Source organism: Hominiventricola aquisgranensis, assembly GCF_040096225.1.
In the GTDB taxonomy this organism is placed as follows: Bacteria; Bacillota; Clostridia; order Lachnospirales; family Lachnospiraceae; genus Hominiventricola; species Hominiventricola aquisgranensis.
Genome location: NZ_JBBMFC010000005.1, coordinates 123,911 through 142,511 on the forward strand (window position 1 = coordinate 123,911; position 18,601 = coordinate 142,511).

Here is an 18,601-nt window from a genome sequence, read left to right on the forward strand (position 1 = left end):
TCACTCTTCCTCCGGAATGAGATTGATGATTTCCTTGAACGGCATACACATGGCATCGCATTCCTTCGCACGGTGATGCTCCAGAATCGTTCTGGCCGCATTCTGCATGGCAGGAAAACCGGTTCTGGTCAGCTGATTTGCATAAATCACAAGATTCACGCCTCTGGCCTTGAATTCTTCCTCTGTTACCTGATTAAAGGAAGTCGGAACCACCACTAATGGTGTCACAGAATCCTGCGCACGGAACTTCTCTACAAACTCAAAGATTTCATCCGGCTCCGGCCGTCTGCTGTGGATCATGATGCCATCTGCACCTGCCTTGACAAATGCGAATGCTCTCTCAAGCGCATCGTCCATTCCGCGCTCCAGGATCAGGCTCTCAATTCTGGCAATGATCATGAACTCTTTCGTCTTCTGTGCACGTTTTCCGGCAGCGATCTTCTCTGAAAAATGCTCAATGGAATCCTGGGTCTGCACAACCTCTGTTCCGAACAGCGAATTTTTCTTAAGTCCGGTCTTATCCTCAATGATCACTGCAGATACACCCATACGCTCCAGAGAACGGACCGTATATACAAAATGCTCGGTCATTCCGCCAGTATCTCCATCAAATACGATCGGTTTGGTCGTTACTTCCATAATATCATCGATGGTACGGAAGCGGGAAGTCATGTCTACCAGCTCGATATCCGGCTTTCCTTTTGCAGTGGAATCACACAGAGAGCTGACCCACATGGCATCAAACTGTCTTGCCTCTCCATTCTGGTAGACAACGGTATTTTCCACGATCAGACCAGTCAGACCGCTATGTGCCTCCATGGCTGTGATCGTGCCTTTCATCTCAATGGCTTTGCGGAGCCTTCCACGGCGCATATCCGGCAGAGACAGATCTGCTCTTGCCCGGCGCTCCAGACTTTTGTATTTCTCATCGCTGGAGTATGGGAACTCCACCAGCTTTCCGCCATACTCAGCCAGTACTGCCAGCACTTCTTCTCTCACCGGCTTCTGGAATCCAGTCACCCAGTCATCTCCATGAACCACAAAATCTGGTCTTATTTTCTCCAGATTTTCCTTATAGCTCAGGGTCTTCTGCTCTACCACACGACTCACGCCACGGATATTTTCAAACAATGCCTTTCGCTCCGCAAAAGGCAACAGCGGATATCGTTTATAGCTGATCACCGCTTCATCAGACAGTACACCGATGATCAGACGTCCCAGGCGGGCTGCTTTCCGGATAATGGAAATGTGACCGCTGTGCAGCATATCTGCGGAAAAGCTCATATAGACTGTACGGTTCTCCACTTCTGCCAGTTTCTCAGATACTACTTTCAAATCCTCGGGATTGTCGATCTCTGCACAAAGCTGATCTTTCACATCCAACGGACGGATCACGCATTTGTCAGAAACTTCGTTCAGTGCATTTTCTGCATAGCATTTCACCTGATCAGCCTCACAGAATGCCACGATCCGGTCAAGCCAGATCTTCCAGTCCTCTTTCTTCAGATGATAAAGGGGCTGTGCAGCCAGGGCATCCTCAAAAAATTCAATGCCTACTTTTTCAATCTGATTGTCATGAATCACTGCCTTAAAATCTTTTTCCGGCAACGGAAGTGTGGTGCTGACCGTCATACAGCTCTCTTTACTTTCAATCACCTGGTCCAGAACCATATTTTCAAACACCAGATCCCCATGCATCAGCAGAATGTCATCCTCTGCCAGTGCCTCTCTAGCACAGTAGATGGAATAGATATAATTGGTCTTATCATAGACCGGATTTTTCACAAAGGTGTAAGTAAGCGGCAGATCCAGGCTCTTACAGTACTCTGTCAGTACCTGATCATGCCGTCCAGTAGTCATGACCACTTCTTCGATCCCCTGATCAGCAATCTGGCTGAGCTGACGACTTAAAATGGTCTCCCTGCCGGAGATCTCCGTCATGCATTTGGGATGTTCAGAAGTCAGAACTCCCATGCGGGAACCCATGCCGGAATTTAATATCAAAGCTTTCATGGATAAAAATCCTCCTGATTCTTTCAAAATTCGCTTATAATCTAAGTTTCATTTTACCATTGTGTATGAGAGTTGTCGAGATGGAGTTTTTATGCTGTTTGCTTGTGAAATTTTCCCCAGTTGTAAATTTTTATAAAGCCCCTTGCGACGCAAAGCTAATGCAGATACAATAAAGGAGAAATCTATTGAAAACATTAAATGAATTAACTTTGTTTGACAAATCATCTGCACTGCCAGAATCAATTTCAAACCAGAAGGGAGAGTCTCTTGCATATCATATGTTTTACCGCAGGCATTGTCTGCGCCCTGTATTTTATCATTTTACTGATATACAGCGGATTTACCTCCGCTTTTTATCTGGTATGGCCTGCCATGGCAGTCTGTTTTCTGCTGCTTAGCTGGTTATTCCATATTCACTTTTTTGCACAGCTTCCGCCAAGCGTCCGGGGAATTCTGCTTGCTTTTGTCGCAATAGGCATTCTGGTCTTTGTCGGCGTGGAAGGTATGATTCTTCGTGCCGCCACTTTGGATCCTGCTTCTGGTCTTGATTATGTCATCGTCCTTGGCGCCCACGTGCGTTCCACCGGTCCAAGCCGGGCTCTGGCTCTCCGGCTGGATGCAGCCCTTGATTATGCTGCTGATAACCCGGATACCATCTTCATCGTTTCCGGCGGACAAGGCTCCAATGAACCTTGCACCGAAGCAGATGCCATGAAGACCTATCTGGGAACCCACGGCCTTTCCTCCGACCGGATCCTGACAGAAGACCAGTCCACCAACACCCGGGAAAACCTGATCTTCTCCGCGGAACTCATCCCGGATGGCGCAACTGTCGGTATCATCACCAATGGATTCCATGTCTGCCGCTCCCTTCACCTGGCAGATGCTCTTGGCTACGAGCATGCTTATGGCATCCCCGCAAAAGGAGACCTGATCACCCAGCCAGCCAATCTCTTTCGTGAATTCTTCGCAGTGATAAAAGATTATGTGCTGGTGCGATAGGCAGTCAATGAAAATCTTGAGCCTCATATATATGAGAAAGCAGCACAGAGAGTGAACCTCGTATGTAGTGTATCGTACAAAATAAAAACGGTTGTCATTCTGAATACAGACATTAAAATGTCTGTCTCAGTCTGACAGCCGTTTCCTTTTGTACGCTCCAATACATACAGCGTAGTTCACATCTCTGTGCTGCTTTCCTTCACATATTGTGTTGCTCAAGATTTAATGTTGGTTTTTAACCCTCCAGAGCGATCAGCAGACTCTCTGCAGCAGCCAGATATTCGTTATTAGCTTTTGCAAACTCTCCACTTGCCAGTTCAGCAAGCTTTGGATCGATCGGCATCCGTCCAAGGATCGGCAGATCCAGTTCTTCTGCCAGTTTGTCAAGGCCGCTCTCACCGAAGATCTTAAACTCTTTGCCACAATCCGGGCAGATCACATAGCTATAATTCTCTACCAGACCAATTACCGGGATATCCATGCTCTTTGCCATATTCAGGGCCTTCTTTACGATCAGGCTTACCAGATCCTGTGGAGATGTCACAGTGATGATTCCATCCACCGGAATAGACTGGAAAACCGTCAGTGGCACATCACCGGTTCCTGGCGGCATATCTACGAAAAGATAATCGATCTCTCCCCACACAATATCTGTCCAGAACTGTTTTACCATATTTGCCAGGATCGGTCCTCTCCAGATGACCGGAGATTCCTCATCCGGAAGCAGCAGATTGATGGACATGACCGGAATACCATTTTCTGTAACTACTGGTTTGATATAATCGCCATCCATCTCTGCCGGGCCGTGAAGACCATACATCTTCGGGATGGACGGGCCTGTAATATCCGCATCCAGGATTCCTACGGAATATCCCTGCTCTTTCATAAGGTTTGCTAAAGATGCTGTTACCAGTGATTTTCCAACACCACCTTTTCCACTGACAACGCCGATCACTTTATGAATATGTGACTTCGGATTTGCCGGTGCCAGCATGCTCTGCGGCTTCTGCGCACCTTTTGCACTTGGACATCCTGCACAGCTTTCTTTGGTACAGCCTGTGCTGCTGCATGACTTTTCTGCCATTTGTTCTTCTCCTTTATGCTTCGTTTCTTTATGTTCTGTTCCTGTTTCTAACGAAACCGGTTCGTACATTCAAAATGTTTCATCATAGACAGGCAGTTCATGATCTCATCATAGGTTTCCTGCAGCCCTTTCTTATCCACCACCAGATCCAGTGAGATGGCAATGCTGTTGAGAAGTGCCTCGTCCATCTGATTGCGGTAAAATGTCATAATATGCATCTTCTCCTCTAGAGTGTCTGCATCGAGAAATTCTAATAAAATCGGATTGATGCCGCCCGATACATCCTGCTTTTCTTGTGCAGGTTGATCCTCTGACATTTTCTTCGGTTCTTCCTCCACTGCAGACTGCTCCGGCTCCATGCTTTCATCCAACTCAAGTGTCAGATCCGGAACCTCCACCTTATCAGACTCTTCCTCCATCTCCTCTGGATGTACCTGCGTAAATCGATACACCTGTTTTACCTGTGGATATTTTTCATGATCCACTTCACTGACGAACATATCATAGGGACGTACATAGATTCCATAATCTCCATACAATGCCTGATAAACCACCATCTTTTCCTTTGTTTCCGAATGCGTGGCGATTGCCATGACCTGGTAAAGACCACCCTTAAAATGTCTGTAAAACTGTCCTTGTCTGATCTCACGCATTTCATTCACTTCCTTTCAAAGTTAGCCCGCCGGCTGAGCTGCTGGATCGGCCGCTGGCTGAGCTGCCGGATCAGTCGCCGGCTGAGTTGCCGGATCGGTCGCTGGCTGAGCTGCCGGGTCGGTCGCTGGCTGAGTCGCCGGGTCGGTTGCTGGCTGAGTCGCCGGATCAGTCGCTGGCTGAGTCGCCGGTGTCTGCATTTTCACTGTCGTTTTCTTTGTCCGGTCCCGTTCTCTTGTCATCTCACTGTCGTCAATAGCAGGATTCTTCTGTGCTGCCTGATGAGTTGCCTCCGCCAGCCAGTTATAATAAAGCTTCTGCACTTTTACTTCTTCGATTGCTTTATTGACTGCATCAAGAAATACTTTCTGATCTTTGACCACTCCGCCAACCACTCCAGCTGCCTCATATTCCAGCTCCAAAGCTGACAATGCCAGATCATCATCTTCCTTCATCAGATCTTCCGCCACCGCTTCATCCAGTGCCACTGCATCTGCTTTGCCTGATCGAAGCATCTCGATTCCATCTGAAACCACATCGACCAGCGTCATATAAGTCTCCGGCATCTGCTCCATCACCAGCTGTGCCTGCAAGGTTCCATACTGAGCCACCACCGTTTTCCCGATAAATGCGTCCAGATCCTTGTATTTTTTCTGTTTTTCCTCTGTGACCAGCAATACCTGCTTCCCTGGTTTATAATATTCCTCTGTAAAATCCACCGATGCCTTACGATCGTTCTTGGGCAGCATTCCAAGAAGCACCAGATCCACAGTCCCTTCCTTCGCCGCTTTCAGGCAATCATCAAACTCCATCTCCACGAACAAAGGCTCCACGCCTAACTGCTTTGCAATATATTCGCCAAGCTGCACATCACTTCCTGCACATGTGGGCGTATCATCTGTCTGTGCGGTGTTATCCGCCGCAGATGTCTTTGTTGTATCGGTCTCCTTATCTGCCGCAGATATTTTTGTCGTATCTTTACTGTCCTCCGTAAATGCAAATGGCGCATAATCCGGCGAAATAGCGATCAGCAGTTTTCCTGATTCTGTCACCTGCTCCAGTCTGTCATCCTTCAGATTCCGTTCTGGAAGTTTATCTTCTGTCACCCCGACATCTTCTACCACAAGCTCTTCATTTTTAGCAGTTGACTCCTGCGCATTTACTCCACATGCTGTTGTCTGTACGGCCAGCAATGCCGCCAGTCCCAGGCATACCAGTTTTTTCATGCAATCTATTTCCTTTCTGTTATAAGCATTAAGATAAGAAAAAGGCTCCGGAAATCTGTTATTTCCGAAGCCTAGCAGGGACAGAAGGACTCGAACCCTCGACATTTGGTTTTGGAGACCAACGTTCTACCAACTGAACTATATCCCTGTGTATCACTGACACCATGAAACTATACCACGATTCGACTTTTGTGTCAATGAAAACTTGCGAAAATATTGAAAATATTGTAACTGTTCAGAGCTGCATTCGCAAAATCGCCTCTACGAGGCTTTTCTTTTGCTCATGATGGCTTCTCGCCATATACATATTTAAAAATATGCTCGATCATGCAAGCATGGCTCGCATATTTATTAAATATGTGCATGGCTCTGAACAATTACAAAATATTTTATAAGCACTTCATAGCATCCCACACAGCAGACACGCCAATCAGTTCAATGCCTTTGATGTCCTTCACCTGATCCATAGAGCTCTTAGGAAGGATCACTTTCGTGAAACCTAAGCGTTTGGCTTCCTGTACCCGCTGCTTTGCCATACTGACTGCACGGACTTCACCGCTTAATCCCACCTCACCAAATACGATGGTCTTGTCAGAGACTGGCACATCTTTATAACTGGAGATCACCGCAAGCACCAGCGCCAGATCCATAGCCGGTTCACTTAAGCGCACACCACCTGCAATATTTACATAGGCATCATAGCCTGACAGCGGCAGATTCAACCGCTTCTCCAGTACCGCCATAAGAAGATTCAGCCGATTATAATCGGTTCCTGCCGCAGTTCTCCTGGGCAGTCCGAAATTGGTCCGGCATACCAACGCCTGTACTTCCAGAAGCATAGGCCTGGTGCCTTCCATGGTGCATGCCACCACTGACCCGGAAGCCCCCTCTGGCTTTCCACTTAACATATACTCTGAAGGATTGCTCACTTCCCTGAGCCCTTTGTCTGTCATCTCAAAGACACCGATCTCATTGGTAGAACCAAAACGGTTCTTTACACTTCTTAAGATTCGATAGGATGCATACCGGTCACCTTCAAAATACAATACCGTGTCCACCATGTGTTCCAGCACACGTGGTCCTGCCACAGTTCCTTCTTTTGTCACATGCCCTACAATAAAAATTGTAATATTATTTTCCTTTGCCAGACGCATAAGTACTCCTGTTGCCTCCCTCACCTGGGATACACTTCCGGGTGCAGAAGATACATTTTCCTGATACATGGTCTGGATTGAATCAATGATCACTGCCTGCGGCTTTTTCTTCAGAACAATGGACTCAATATCATCCAGATTGGTCTCACACAGCAAGGTCATGGCATCAGAGAACTCTCCGATCCGCACTGCACGAAGCTTGATCTGCTGCAGTGATTCCTCACCGGAGATATATAAGATGCTGTCAAGCCGCTCTGCCAGATTACGACATACCTGCAGGAGCAGTGTGGATTTACCGATTCCCGGATCTCCGCCTACCAATACAAGAGAACCTGGCACAATTCCTCCACCCAGTACCTGGTCAAGTTCCGACATTCCCGTGGAGATCCGTCCTTCTGAATCAGCCTCAATGCCTTTCAGGGTAACTGGTTCCCGGACTTCTCTGGCACTTCTTCGGCTGCTTCCGCCCTTGGTCTTTGGTGCTGCCGGTTCTTCCGCAAACGTATTCCACTCCCGGCAGGCCGGGCACTGGCCCGACCATTTCGCCGACTCATATCCACAATTCTGACAAAAAAAGATCGTTCCGCCTTTTTTCTCTTTATTTTTGTACATTGATTTTCAGTTTTCCTCCGACCACTTTCACATCCACATGATCGCCTGCCTTGATCTTTCCATCCAGCATCTCATCTGCCAGACGATCCTCGATCCGGTTCTGGACCGCACGTTTTAACGGGCGGGCACCATATTTCGCATCATAACTGGTCTCAGCCAGCCATTTCTTCACAGAATCTGTAAAATGCACCTGAATGGAAAGCTGATTTTTGCAGCGTTTCTCCAGCTCCTGCAGCAGAAGTCCTGTGATCTGAGTGATCTCATCCTTCTGGAGCATGTGGAATACGATCGTCTCATCAATTCGATTCAGAAACTCCGGCCGGAAGATCTGTTTTACCTCATTCATCACGCTGTTCTTCATGAACTCATAATCCTGCTTTGCGTTTTCTGACGATGCAAAGCCCAGCTTCTTCGGATTGACGATGGAACCTGCCCCCGCATTAGAAGTCATGATGATCACGGTATTTTTAAAATCCACCTGTCGTCCCTGGGAATCTGTAATGTGCCCATCATCCAGCACCTGCAGCAAAATATTAAATACATCCGGATGAGCCTTCTCGATCTCATCAAACAGAATCACTGCATAAGGATTTCTGCGGACCTTTTCACTGAGCTGTCCGCCATCATCATGTCCCACATATCCTGGTGGAGAGCCTATCATCTTGGCTACACTGTGCTTCTCCATATATTCAGACATGTCAACACGAATCATGGCATCTTCTTTTCCAAACAGCACCTCTGCCAGTGCCTTGGAAAGCTCTGTCTTACCCACACCAGTAGGTCCAAGGAATAAAAATGATCCGATGGGACGTTTCGGGTCTTTTAAGCCTACTCTTCCTCGCTTCACAGCCTTTGCAACCGCCTGCACCGCTTCATCCTGTCCGATGACTCTCTTATGAAGTGTCTTCTCCAGACGCCGAAGCTTCTGGGACTCTGCCTCTGCAATCCGCTGTACCGGGATTTTGGTCCATTTGGCCACCGCTTCCGCTATCTGTTCTTCTGCCACGATGTTGGAACTCTTACGCCCGCGCCGGTTCTCTTTTTTCTCCAGCAGATGTTCCAGCCGTTCCACTTCCTCTTTGCAATTGTGGGCTTTCTCCAGATCTGACTCCATCAGTGCCTGATCAAGTGCCGCTCTTGCATCCAACAGCTCCTGGATCGTATCCGTAGAGCCTGCCTGTTTGCTGCCGAACTGTCCCAGTCTCAGTCCTGCTGCCGCTTCATCCATCAGATCGATGGCCTTATCCGGCAGAAATCGGTCATTTACATAACGATCTGACAGTCTTGCTGCTGCCTCCAGTGCCTCATCCGAGATCTGTACCTGGTGATGAGACTCATAATACGGACGTAATCCTTTCAGGATCTTAATCGTCTGTTCCACCGATGCCGGTTCTACCGTCACTGGCTGGAATCTTCGCTCCAGAGCCGCATCCTTCTCAATATGCTTCCGGTACTCTTCCAGAGTGGTAGCACCGATGATCTGAATCTCACCCCTTGCCATGGCAGGTTTCAGAATATTAGAGGCATCCATGGCTCCCTCGGCACCTCCTGCACCAATGATCGTATGAAGCTCATCAATAAACAGAAGAATATTTCCGTCCTCACGAACCTCATCGATCACATTCTTAATACGCTCCTCAAACTCGCCACGATATTTGGACCCGGCTACCATAGCCGTCAGATCCAGAATACACAGCCGTCTGCCCCGGATAGAATCCGGTACTTTTCCTGCTGCGATCCGGGCTGCCAGTCCTTCCACAATGGCAGTCTTACCGACTCCGGGCTCCCCGATCAGACAAGGATTGTTCTTAGTCCGGCGGCTTAATACCTGAATGACACGCAGGATCTCTTCTTCCCTTCCAATCACCGGATCCAGCCGTCCTTCAGTTGCCATAGCGGTCAGGTCACGGCTGTACTGTTCCAGCGTCTGGGTCCCTTTGGACCTGGATTCATCCTTGCTGTACTCAGACGCCTTCTCACCCATGGAGTTAACCAGATCCACATAGATATCCCGCACCCGGATACCCATGGTAGTCAGCAGACGGGAGCCTACGCACTCACCATCCTTAAATATTGCAATCAGAATATGCTCGGTTCCCACCAGTCTCTCATGAAACCGATGTGCTTCCATCTGTGCATCATCCAGAATCTTTCTGGCCCTCGGAGTAAAGCTTCTGCCTTCCTCCGGAAGCATCCCGCCTTCCGGCGCGATCAGCTGACTGATCATATCTGTAAGTCCCGCCTCTGTCACGCCTGCATTTATAAGCACCTGTCCGGCTGTGCTTTCCTGCTCCCTTAACAGTCCCAGCAAAATATGCTCGGTTCCTGTATAGGGATGTTTCATCTGTCCTGATATTCTCTTTGCCTGTCGGAGCGCGGCCTGGGCCGCATCCGTATAGATCTGCATATGTCTCCTCCTTATGCCCCGTATTCTTCGTAGATCTCATCTATTAACTGATGCACTTCTTCTCTGGTAATGTTTTTACAGCTTCCCTTTGCCAGAAGAACCAGAAGTCCCTGCTTCATGTCCTCCATCGCTTTGAGCTTATCTGCATCCACTGCGATCACTGCACCATATCTTCTGTCCAGCCGGATATAGCCCTCCTGCTTCAACAGGGAATAGGCTTTGTTTACCGTGTGCATATTGATGCCCACCTCATCTGCCAGCTGACGGACACTGGGGAGGGTATCTCCCTCCTGCAGTCTGGAAGTCGCGATGCCAATAATGATCTGATGATATAACTGCACATAGAATGCTTCATCACTGTTAAAATCAATTTCTAAATACATGATCATGTCCTCTTACGTTATTGATAATTCAGAGCCACATCCGCACGGCTCTAACATATCCATCATTTGTTATATAGGCAGTATAACAGCATCTCATTTTCCGGTCAACACTTTCCTGTCTTTGCAAAAGCTTTCCAAACAGAAATGAGCGAAGCTCGCAGTTTACTTATCCCCGCAGGTTTCGCTCATTCTTCATTGTCTGTCAGACTATTATTTTCTTTTGTTTATTGCTTCCTCTGATCAGTCTTCGTCATCGTCGGATGCATTGTCCAGATCGATAATCTCCAGTTCATCCTCTTCCGGGTCATGGAAATCAGACTCATTTTCCTCCAGACTGCCGGTTACATAGGAACTGCTCTTGGGAGTATGATCCTCTTCTTCCTCATCATCCTCTTTTTCCGGGAGCATCTGCATCTTCTTCATACGCAGAGTCAGGATCACAACCGCATTAAGCAGAATAATGATGATCAGCGTCATGACCAGAATGATCATCAGACGACGTCCCATATCAGTGGTATAGCGATTCTGCTGATAGTCTGCCTCTGTACGAAGGGCTGCATCCTGATCCTCCAGCTCGGTAATATAATTCTGCTCACCCTGGTAAGCCACATCATCAAATAACTGCAGGGAATCCTTATCATAGTCATAGCTGTACCACGCTTTTTCGCCATCCTGGTTGACGCCATAGACCAGATAACGGTTAGTATCATCAAAGATCTCATCCACACCATCGATGATCACATGCTTATATGCCGGTACAGTATATTTTGCACCCCACGGCATATCTACATAAGAATAACGGATCGGCACATATCCGCCCTCTTCCGGCTCAATAAAGGTCACCGTATCTGTTCCGCTCTGCTTTTCAATATAAGGAACAATATTTCCGGTATCCGGGTTATATACAAAGTAATCACGGTAGCTTCCGTTATCGCTGAACAGATATACAAGATAGACATCTGTTACAGTGTTATGCAGAACGCGGACCTGCTTTCCCTGGATCTCTATCTTTTCATCATCATATCCATCTATCCCCGGAATATGATGAGTCAGGAAGGTTCTTCCGTCGATGACCCAGGTCGCACGATCTGCATCATCTTCTTCCTCTTCCTCATCTTCTGCAGAGGCATCTTCTTTTTCTTCCTCTTCTTCCTCCAGAGATACACCGCTTAAGGCATCGATCTCTTTTCCATTTACCGTGATGGTACAGGAAGATACCGTCACTTCAGAGGTACCATCTGTCAGACCTTTGAATTTTACTCCAAATGTAGCAGCCTTACTGCCTGGATTGCTGGACAACTCCACCAGACCATTTCCACCGCTTCCGGAGAAATTATCTCCACCACTTCCGGACATATAGGTCAGATCACTCTTATCATAAGATAAAGTCAGTTTTACACTCTCAATGGAATCATCATTGGTGATCTTATAAGATGCAGATACAATTTTATCCTTCTGTACTGTCAGTTCTGTGTCCCCGGTTACGGAAGGCGCCGCCAATACTGTCATGCCAAAGCACAGTACCAAAGCTGCAATCAGACCCATCGTCTTTCCAAACAGTTTCTTTTTATTCTTCATATAACTCTCTCTTTCCGGATTTTTAAAATATATTCTACCTTATCTTGTATCCGCAGGAAAGTCAACAGATTTCATAAAAATTTCACACCTCGTCAATGGCTTTTCCGATGTCATGACGATAATATTTGTTATCAAAATCCACCAGTTCTACTGCTTTATATGCATTGGCTCTTGCTTCTTTCAAAGTACTTCCAAGCGCTGTCACGCCAAGCACACGGCCGCCATTTGTCACGATCTGACCATCTTTTAACTTACTTCCTGCATGGAATACAAATTTATCCTTGCAGCCCTTGAAATGTTCAAGACCATGAATTGGGAATCCTTTTTCGTATTTTACCGGATAACCATCGGATGCCAGTACCACGCAGACTGCCGCATTGTCTTCAAACTCCAGATTGATCTGGTCAAGGGTGCCATCCACGCACGCCTCAAAGACATCCACAATATCATTTTTCATACGTGGGAGAACTACCTGCGTCTCCGGATCCCCGAATCTGGCATTGTATTCAAGCACCTTCGGTCCCTTTGGTGTCAGCATCAGTCCAAAGAAAATCACTCCCTTGAACTCTCTGCCCTCAGCTGCCATGGCATCCACAGTCTTCTGATAAATATATTTTTTACAGAATTCGTCCACTTCATCCGTATAGAACGGGCTCGGAGAAAATGTTCCCATACCGCCGGTATTGAGTCCCTGGTCTCCATCCATGGCGCGCTTGTGATCCTGGGAAGAAGTCATGATCCTGATATTCTTTCCATCCACAAAGCTTAACACGGATACTTCGCGGCCGGTCATGAACTCTTCAATGACCATCTTGTTGCCTGCGGTACCGAACTTTTTATCCATCATAATGGACTGTACGCCCTCGCGCGCCTCTTCCAGTGTATTGCAGATCAGCACACCTTTGCCAAGTGCCAGTCCATCTGCCTTCAGTACGATAGGCATATCAGCGGTCTCCAGATACTCCAGTGCTTTCTGCGGATCGTCAAAATTCTCATAAACTGCCGTCGGAATATCATATTTTTTCATCAGATCTTTTGAAAATGCTTTGGATCCCTCCAGGATCGCAGCGTTCTTTCTCGGTCCGAACACACGAAGACCTTCTGCCTCAAACACATCCACGATACCGCCTACCAGCGGATCATCCATCCCTACGACTGTCAGATCGATCTGCTTTTCTTTTGCAAATGCGACCAGTTTGTCAAATTCCATTGCTCCGATATCCACGCACTCTGCATATTCAGAGATTCCTGCGTTTCCCGGCGCACAGTAGATCTTGTCTACCTTCGGACTCTGTGCCACTTTCCATGCGATGGCATGCTCTCTTCCGCCACTTCCCACGATCAAAATCTTCATCTGTATTTCCTCCGCGCTTGTTCTACTGTTCAATCAGGACTTTTCCATCCTGGACTTTTACTTTTCCATTGGCGATCAGATCAATTGCCTTTGGCATGATCACCCACTCTGCCTGCTCCATCACTCTCTGCTGAAGACTCTTCGGTGTATCATCCGGAAGAACTTCCACTGCTTTCTGAAGAATGATCGGACCGGTATCTGTCCCTTTATCCACAAAATGTACCGTTGCACCGGTAAGTTTTACACCACGGGCCAGTGCTCCTTCGTGGACTTTCAGTCCATAATACTCCGTTCCACAGAATGACGGGATCAGAGACGGATGGATATTGATGATCCGATTCGGGAACCGGTCAATGATTATTTCCGGGATCACTACCAGGCATCCTGCCAGCACGATCAGATCCGCTTCTGATTCCACCAGTGCCTTAAGAAGTGCTTCGTGGAATGCCTCACGGTCGGCATAGTCCTTCGGGCTGATGCACGACGCCGGAATCCCCGCCTGCTCTGCCCGGGTCAGCGCATAGGCATTTTTATTATTGCTGATTACAGTCACGATCTTTGCATTGGTGATGGAACCAGATGCGATCCCATCCATGATTGCCTGTAGATTGGTGCCGCCCCCTGATACCAGAACTGCCAGCTTTAGCATAAGCTCACACCTTTCTCGCCTGCTTCCACAGAGCCTACTACATATGGCGTATCGCCTGCTGCTTTGATTGCTTCCATCGTCTTATCCACATCTGCCGGATCTACCGCAATGATCATTCCAAGACCCATGTTAAAGGTATTATACATCATCTCTTCTGCGATATTTCCTTCTTCCTGAAGCATACGGAAGATCGGAAGTACCGGATAACTGTCTTTTTTCACGACTGCACGCACACCCTCCGGCAGCATTCTTGGAATATTCTCATAGAATCCGCCTCCGGTGATATGGCTGCATCCTTTCAGGGTCACACCTGCTTCTTTTACATTTTTCAGAGCTTTCACATAGATTCTGGTCGGACGAATCAACGCCTCTCCAAGAGTCTCACCCAGACAGTCGTAATATGTATTCAGTGCTTCCGTTGTCATACAGAACACTTTTCTTACCAGAGAAAATCCATTGCTGTGTACACCAGTACTTGCGATTCCGATCAGGGTATCGCCCGGTTTGATATTCTCTCCGGTGATCAGATCTTTTCTGTCAACTACGCCCACTGCAAATCCAGCCAGATCGTACTCGTCCTCCGGCATCAGCCCCGGATGCTCTGCAGTTTCACCACCGATCAGAGCAGCTCCGGACTGTTTACAGCCCTCTGCCACACCACTTACGATAGTTGCGATCTTCTCCGGATAATTCTTTCCGCAGGCAATATAGTCAAGGAAGAACAGCGGTTCACCGCCTGCACATGCCACATCGTTCACACACATGGCAACTGCATCAATACCGATGGTATCATGTTTATTCAGAAGAAACGCGAGCTTTACTTTGGTTCCACATCCGTCGGTTCCGGACAGCAGTACCGGATCTTCCATATCCTTAATAGCTTTCAGTGAAAATGCACCAGAGAACCCGCCAAGACCTCCCAGCACTTCCGGTCTCATCGTCCCTTTTACAAATTTTTTCATCAGTTCCACGGACTCATATCCAGCTTCAATATCCACACCTGCGTTCTTATAATCCATAGCCATCTTACGTCTTCCTCCCTCTCTATTTCATCTGTGCCTGATAGGCTTTGTATCCAATCTCATCAAGCTTTGCAGCTTTTGCTTCCACTTCCTCTTTCATCTCCTGAGAATATACTTTCAGTCTCTCCAGAAGATCTGCGTCAGAGGTTGCCAGAATCTTTGCTGCCAGGATGCCGGCATTGGCACCGCCATTGATGGCAACGGTGGCAACTGGAATACCAGTCGGCATCTGCACAATAGAATACAGAGAATCCACGCCGCCCAGATCAGAAGTCTTCATGGGAATTCCGATCACCGGCATAGGAAAGATCGCTGCACACATGCCAGGCAGATGAGCTGCTTTTCCGGCACCTGCAATGATCACTTTGAAACCTTTTGCTTCTGCACTCTTAGCATATTCAAAGAATACATCCGGTTCCCGGTGTGCAGAGATGATCGTCATCTCAAAATCTACACCTAACTTTGCCAGTACATCTGCTGCTTTGCTCATAACGGGCATATCTGAATCGCTGCCCATGACAATTCCTACTTTTGCCATTGCTTTTCTCCTTTTGCTTATGATAGTTATAAGTTTTTTTAATAAAACACCTGTTACTTATAAGTTATCTTACCGTTACCTCTGCATCTTGTCAAGCCTTACTTCCACTCATCCAGAGGTACATTCAATTCTTCTGTTCCTGGAAGTACAAATCGCCCCTTCTGAATGATCGGGACTTTCGTTCCATCTTTTTGGATCACAGCGATCTCATCCAACTCCTCATAAGGAATTGTGATATCTGTGTGACAGTTAAAATAAGCTTTTCCCGGATCCTTACGACGAAGGGCAGAGCACTCATTTTCCTTTGCTATGATCTTCTTTCCATCCGGATTATGTGTTACCACATCTTCCTCCCAGGAATAACAGGTATCTCCTACTGCAAAATGTGGTCCAGTCTTCTCTGCGATCAGGATCGGCATCAATGCTTCAATGCCATATTTTCTGGCTGCCACATAAGCAGTGGTATTGGTTCCGATGGCAAATTCTCCCATAGGCAGTGTATCATGATGATACAGTACATTTTCCCTGATATACCGGCGGTTCTCGTCTGTATTTTCATAATTGCCACAGTCGTAATCTGTAACCATACCATCTGTAAAAGATAACACCAGATCTTTATAGTACAATCCATCCAGATAGACGCCGCTCACATGGAGAAGGCCGGTGGTTCCGGTAAGTTTCGGTGAAGTAAATACTTCTCCTACCGGAATATTCACATCTGCCACGCAGTTCTCAAAGACCGTTTCATGAGCCGGATCCTTGACAGATGCAAGTACCACATAAAGGTCTGTCCGGTTTTCCCCGCTTCCTGTAATGTGTACTTTTTCTCCTGTATCCAGCACATCGATCATGCACTGCTGGATCCGCTGCCAGGTCCGATAATCCAGAGTATTGATTTTCACTGTCTCCCGGAATATCTCTTCAAATTTGTCTCCAATGTCCGGTACTGGGAAGGCAATAATGGTAAAGCTTCTCTCTTCACCTTTTATATACTCATTGGTCATCTGACCGGATTTACTATAGAGAAGCACCTGATTCTCCTGCTGACGGTCTGCCAGCTTGTAAGCCTCCGGGCAGGCAGCCGGTTCAAACGGAGTCTCTCCAAAGATCTCCATCACAGCCGGACCTCCATGGACAGCTGCCAGTTCCTTGTACTGCTCATAGGTAGTTCTCATAACACCAAGCTTTCGCTCCACAAAGGCTTTATCCAGAAACAGTGCTGCATCACCCTTGTGATCGTAATCGTACTGGCGGTTCGGGGAAGAGCTGTAATATCCTATTTTATTAGCTTCTCTCATATTAACCCTGCTCACTGCTGCACGGTAAATGATGCTCTCAAGTCCCATTTCTTCAAAATTCTTTACCGCCTGGCGGATGATCCGCTCGAATCCCAGGCAATAACGGATATTGACGGTTCTTTTCTTCTTCAGATCCTTTTCGTTCACCTCAAATCCGATCCGGTATCCTTCCGTAAATACAGATGCGATCCGCTCGATCTCTGCTTCCGGAAGACGGTTCAGAAATTCGCTCATGCGGATCTCCCGGTCTGTGATATACTCGCCGAACTGATAAAGGTAGGACGGATCCGTAAGATCTGCCTTCATAATAATATCTCTTGCAAAAGACAGGGTCGGATCCAGCTGCTCCCTGATCCGGTAACTTACCAGTACATCACTGTAATCACTGACAAACCAGTACACATCCTGCCCAAGCTGCCGTTTTGTGGGCAGATCTCCTTCTGCAAATTCACTGTGGATCTGTAAAAACAGTTCCAGATGGATCAGAAGCTCCTCATCCCGCTTCTCAAATGCATAGACAATCATGCCCCTCAGTTCCGTATATACAAAAGAGAGGACGTTTCCATATTCCTCTCCCAGCTCTGCAACTGCATAAGCCGGATTGGCATAGCTTGTCTCATAAGCATTTCCGGCAATATCCTCATAAAGTTTTTCGTTCCATGCTTTTAATTCATCAACTGACGCTTTTGCAAAATAATCCTCTTCAGCCAGTTCTCTCGCCTTCAGGATCAACAGGGCAAACTTCCCAGTCTTTTGAAAATAATCGCCAACGGCTCCATTGATCTCAGGATCTGCCGCAATCTGGCTGATCCTCTCATATGCAAGCTGCTGGCGTTCTCTCAAAGTCTCATTCATTTCCATTGATGTCACCATCCCATTATATAAATCATCACAAATCCGACCAGAAGTAGTCCATTGATACCGATTCCAAGATCCGGAAACAGCCGGTAAGAATCCTCTTCCCGTCTTCCAAGCACGCCGTACCATGCACCTGCGCATGCTACAAAGAATGCCAGAAGTCCCAGAACCGCCACCGCTTTTCCCGCCTGCCCGGACGTCAGATAAGCCGCCGCCAGCAGGCAGAACAAGAGCCCTGCAGACACCGCTCCCAGGATCGTAGACAGAATTCCATTTCTGGAATGCTTCTTATCCGTGAATTTAATTTTTCTCTTTTTCATGTTTTCCTCCAGATACTACCAGGCGGTGCAGTGCATAACCCAGACATCCTCCCAGAGTATTCAGCATCAGATCATCCACATCACAGCTTCCTGCCTGCAGCACAAGCTGTGAAAGTTCGATGAACAGGCTGAGTTCCAGACTGAAAAGCGCTGTCCTCCAGAACCCTGCAGCCTTCTCCTTCAGGGCTGGAAGCAACGCTCCAAACGGCATAAAACCAACTACATTTCCTGCAAGATTCAGAAACACCCGCCATGATCCGATGGTCCCGCGATATTTCAGATAGCGTCGAATCTCCCGAAACGGAACCAGATTATAACGGTAGTCTCCCCCTAAGATCGACCGGCCCCATTCCTCTGAGAAAAACATCAGATAGATCAGCAGAAGAATGTACCCTGCAAAGAAGACTCTGCATAACAGCCGGACTTTTTTTCCCGTCTCCTTTTTCAAGTCT

General features: G+C 47.5%; 16 protein-coding genes and 1 tRNA gene. 1 reads left to right on the forward strand and 16 read right to left on the reverse strand.

Annotated features, from left to right (window positions below):
- Complete coding sequence (gene aepX / locus WMO62_RS04195; protein ID WP_349143903.1) at positions 1 to 2,013, reverse strand: phosphoenolpyruvate mutase; 2,013 nt, start codon at positions 2,011 to 2,013, stop codon at positions 1 to 3.
- Positions 2,014 to 2,280: 267 nt separating this feature from the next.
- Between aepX and WMO62_RS04200 the strand changes: the two genes are divergently transcribed.
- A complete protein-coding gene (locus WMO62_RS04200; RefSeq protein ID WP_349143904.1) occupies positions 2,281 to 3,015 on the forward strand; it encodes a YdcF family protein in 735 nt (244 codons plus the stop codon).
- Positions 3,016 to 3,250: 235 nt separating this feature from the next.
- On the opposite strand, the gene WMO62_RS04205 is transcribed toward WMO62_RS04200, so the two are convergent.
- From WMO62_RS04205 to WMO62_RS04275, 15 genes are all read right to left on the reverse strand, one after another.
- The gene (locus tag WMO62_RS04205) at positions 3,251 to 4,099 is read right to left on the reverse strand and encodes a P-loop NTPase (RefSeq protein WP_178755435.1); all 849 of its coding nucleotides are present in this window, start codon (positions 4,097 to 4,099) and stop codon (positions 3,251 to 3,253) included.
- Positions 4,100 to 4,146: 47 nt separating this feature from the next.
- Positions 4,147 to 4,752 carry a DUF1653 domain-containing protein gene (locus tag WMO62_RS04210; RefSeq protein WP_349143905.1) on the reverse strand — a complete coding sequence of 202 codons (606 nt, stop codon included), beginning with the start codon at positions 4,750 to 4,752 and terminating at the stop codon, positions 4,147 to 4,149.
- 21 nt (positions 4,753 to 4,773) lie between these two features.
- Entirely contained in the window at positions 4,774 to 5,976 is a 1,203-nt protein-coding gene (locus WMO62_RS04215; protein ID WP_349143906.1) for a substrate-binding periplasmic protein, read from the reverse strand.
- A gap of 75 nt (positions 5,977 to 6,051) precedes the next feature.
- Positions 6,052 to 6,124, reverse strand: a tRNA-Trp gene (locus WMO62_RS04220).
- A gap of 241 nt (positions 6,125 to 6,365) precedes the next feature.
- Positions 6,366 to 7,742 (reverse strand): DNA repair protein RadA, encoded by a 1,377-nt coding sequence (gene radA / locus WMO62_RS04225; protein ID WP_118510160.1) that lies wholly within the window; start codon positions 7,740 to 7,742, stop codon positions 6,366 to 6,368.
- On the reverse strand, positions 7,729 to 10,149 hold the full coding sequence (locus tag WMO62_RS04230) for an ATP-dependent Clp protease ATP-binding subunit (protein WP_349143907.1): 2,421 nt from the start codon (positions 10,147 to 10,149) through the stop codon (positions 7,729 to 7,731). Before WMO62_RS04230 ends, radA begins: the two co-directional genes overlap by 14 nt.
- Positions 10,150 to 10,160: 11 nt before the next feature.
- Positions 10,161 to 10,532, reverse strand: coding sequence for a GntR family transcriptional regulator (locus tag WMO62_RS04235; protein ID WP_118438215.1), 372 nt, complete (start codon positions 10,530 to 10,532; stop codon positions 10,161 to 10,163).
- A 240-nt stretch (positions 10,533 to 10,772) separates the two neighbouring features.
- Positions 10,773 to 12,110 carry a cohesin domain-containing protein gene (locus tag WMO62_RS04240; RefSeq protein ID WP_349143908.1) on the reverse strand — a complete coding sequence of 446 codons (1,338 nt, stop codon included), beginning with the start codon at positions 12,108 to 12,110 and terminating at the stop codon, positions 10,773 to 10,775.
- A gap of 82 nt (positions 12,111 to 12,192) precedes the next feature.
- Positions 12,193 to 13,464, reverse strand: a complete 1,272-nt coding sequence (gene purD / locus WMO62_RS04245) for a phosphoribosylamine--glycine ligase (protein ID WP_349143909.1) — start codon at positions 13,462 to 13,464, stop codon at positions 12,193 to 12,195.
- 22 nt (positions 13,465 to 13,486) lie between these two features.
- Entirely contained in the window at positions 13,487 to 14,113 is a 627-nt protein-coding gene (purN, locus tag WMO62_RS04250) for a phosphoribosylglycinamide formyltransferase (protein ID WP_349143910.1), read from the reverse strand.
- On the reverse strand, positions 14,107 to 15,132 hold the full coding sequence (gene purM / locus WMO62_RS04255; protein WP_349143920.1) for a phosphoribosylformylglycinamidine cyclo-ligase: 1,026 nt from the start codon (positions 15,130 to 15,132) through the stop codon (positions 14,107 to 14,109). Before purM ends, purN begins: the two co-directional genes overlap by 7 nt.
- 25 nt (positions 15,133 to 15,157) lie before the next feature.
- A complete protein-coding gene (gene purE, locus WMO62_RS04260; protein ID WP_117496420.1) occupies positions 15,158 to 15,673 on the reverse strand; it encodes a 5-(carboxyamino)imidazole ribonucleotide mutase in 516 nt (171 codons plus the stop codon).
- Positions 15,674 to 15,771: 98 nt separating this feature from the next.
- A complete protein-coding gene (locus tag WMO62_RS04265; RefSeq protein ID WP_349143911.1) occupies positions 15,772 to 17,832 on the reverse strand; it encodes an aminopeptidase in 2,061 nt (686 codons plus the stop codon).
- Between the two features lie 5 nt (positions 17,833 to 17,837).
- Positions 17,838 to 18,149 carry a DUF6142 family protein gene (locus WMO62_RS04270; RefSeq protein WP_117496418.1) on the reverse strand — a complete coding sequence of 104 codons (312 nt, stop codon included), beginning with the start codon at positions 18,147 to 18,149 and terminating at the stop codon, positions 17,838 to 17,840.
- The gene (locus WMO62_RS04275) at positions 18,130 to 18,597 is read right to left on the reverse strand and encodes a VanZ family protein (protein ID WP_349143912.1); all 468 of its coding nucleotides are present in this window, start codon (positions 18,595 to 18,597) and stop codon (positions 18,130 to 18,132) included. The genes WMO62_RS04270 and WMO62_RS04275 overlap by 20 nt, the downstream gene beginning before the upstream one ends.
- Between the last annotated feature and the right edge of the window lie 4 nt (positions 18,598 to 18,601).

Coding starts and splice junctions, on each gene's coding strand:
- WMO62_RS04240 (WP_349143908.1), bottom strand. CDS start 12,110: ATGAAGAATAAAAAGAAACTGTTTGGAAAGACGATGGGTCTGATTGCA.
- purE (WP_117496420.1), bottom strand. CDS start 15,673: ATGGCAAAAGTAGGAATTGTCATGGGCAGCGATTCAGATATGCCCGTT.
- WMO62_RS04210 (WP_349143905.1), bottom strand. CDS start 4,752: ATGCGTGAGATCAGACAAGGACAGTTTTACAGACATTTTAAGGGTGGT.
- purM (WP_349143920.1), bottom strand. CDS start 15,132: ATGGATTATAAGAACGCAGGTGTGGATATTGAAGCTGGATATGAGTCC.
- WMO62_RS04230 (WP_349143907.1), bottom strand. CDS start 10,149: ATGCAGATCTATACGGATGCGGCCCAGGCCGCGCTCCGACAGGCAAAG.
- purD (WP_349143909.1), bottom strand. CDS start 13,464: ATGAAGATTTTGATCGTGGGAAGTGGCGGAAGAGAGCATGCCATCGCA.
- radA (WP_118510160.1), bottom strand. CDS start 7,742: ATGTACAAAAATAAAGAGAAAAAAGGCGGAACGATCTTTTTTTGTCAG.
- WMO62_RS04235 (WP_118438215.1), bottom strand. CDS start 10,532: ATGTATTTAGAAATTGATTTTAACAGTGATGAAGCATTCTATGTGCAG.
- WMO62_RS04265 (WP_349143911.1), bottom strand. CDS start 17,832: ATGGAAATGAATGAGACTTTGAGAGAACGCCAGCAGCTTGCATATGAG.
- purN (WP_349143910.1), bottom strand. CDS start 14,113: ATGCTAAAGCTGGCAGTTCTGGTATCAGGGGGCGGCACCAATCTACAG.
- aepX (WP_349143903.1), bottom strand. CDS start 2,013: ATGAAAGCTTTGATATTAAATTCCGGCATGGGTTCCCGCATGGGAGTT.
- WMO62_RS04215 (WP_349143906.1), bottom strand. CDS start 5,976: ATGAAAAAACTGGTATGCCTGGGACTGGCGGCATTGCTGGCCGTACAG.
- WMO62_RS04270 (WP_117496418.1), bottom strand. CDS start 18,149: ATGAAAAAGAGAAAAATTAAATTCACGGATAAGAAGCATTCCAGAAAT.
- WMO62_RS04205 (WP_178755435.1), bottom strand. CDS start 4,099: ATGGCAGAAAAGTCATGCAGCAGCACAGGCTGTACCAAAGAAAGCTGT.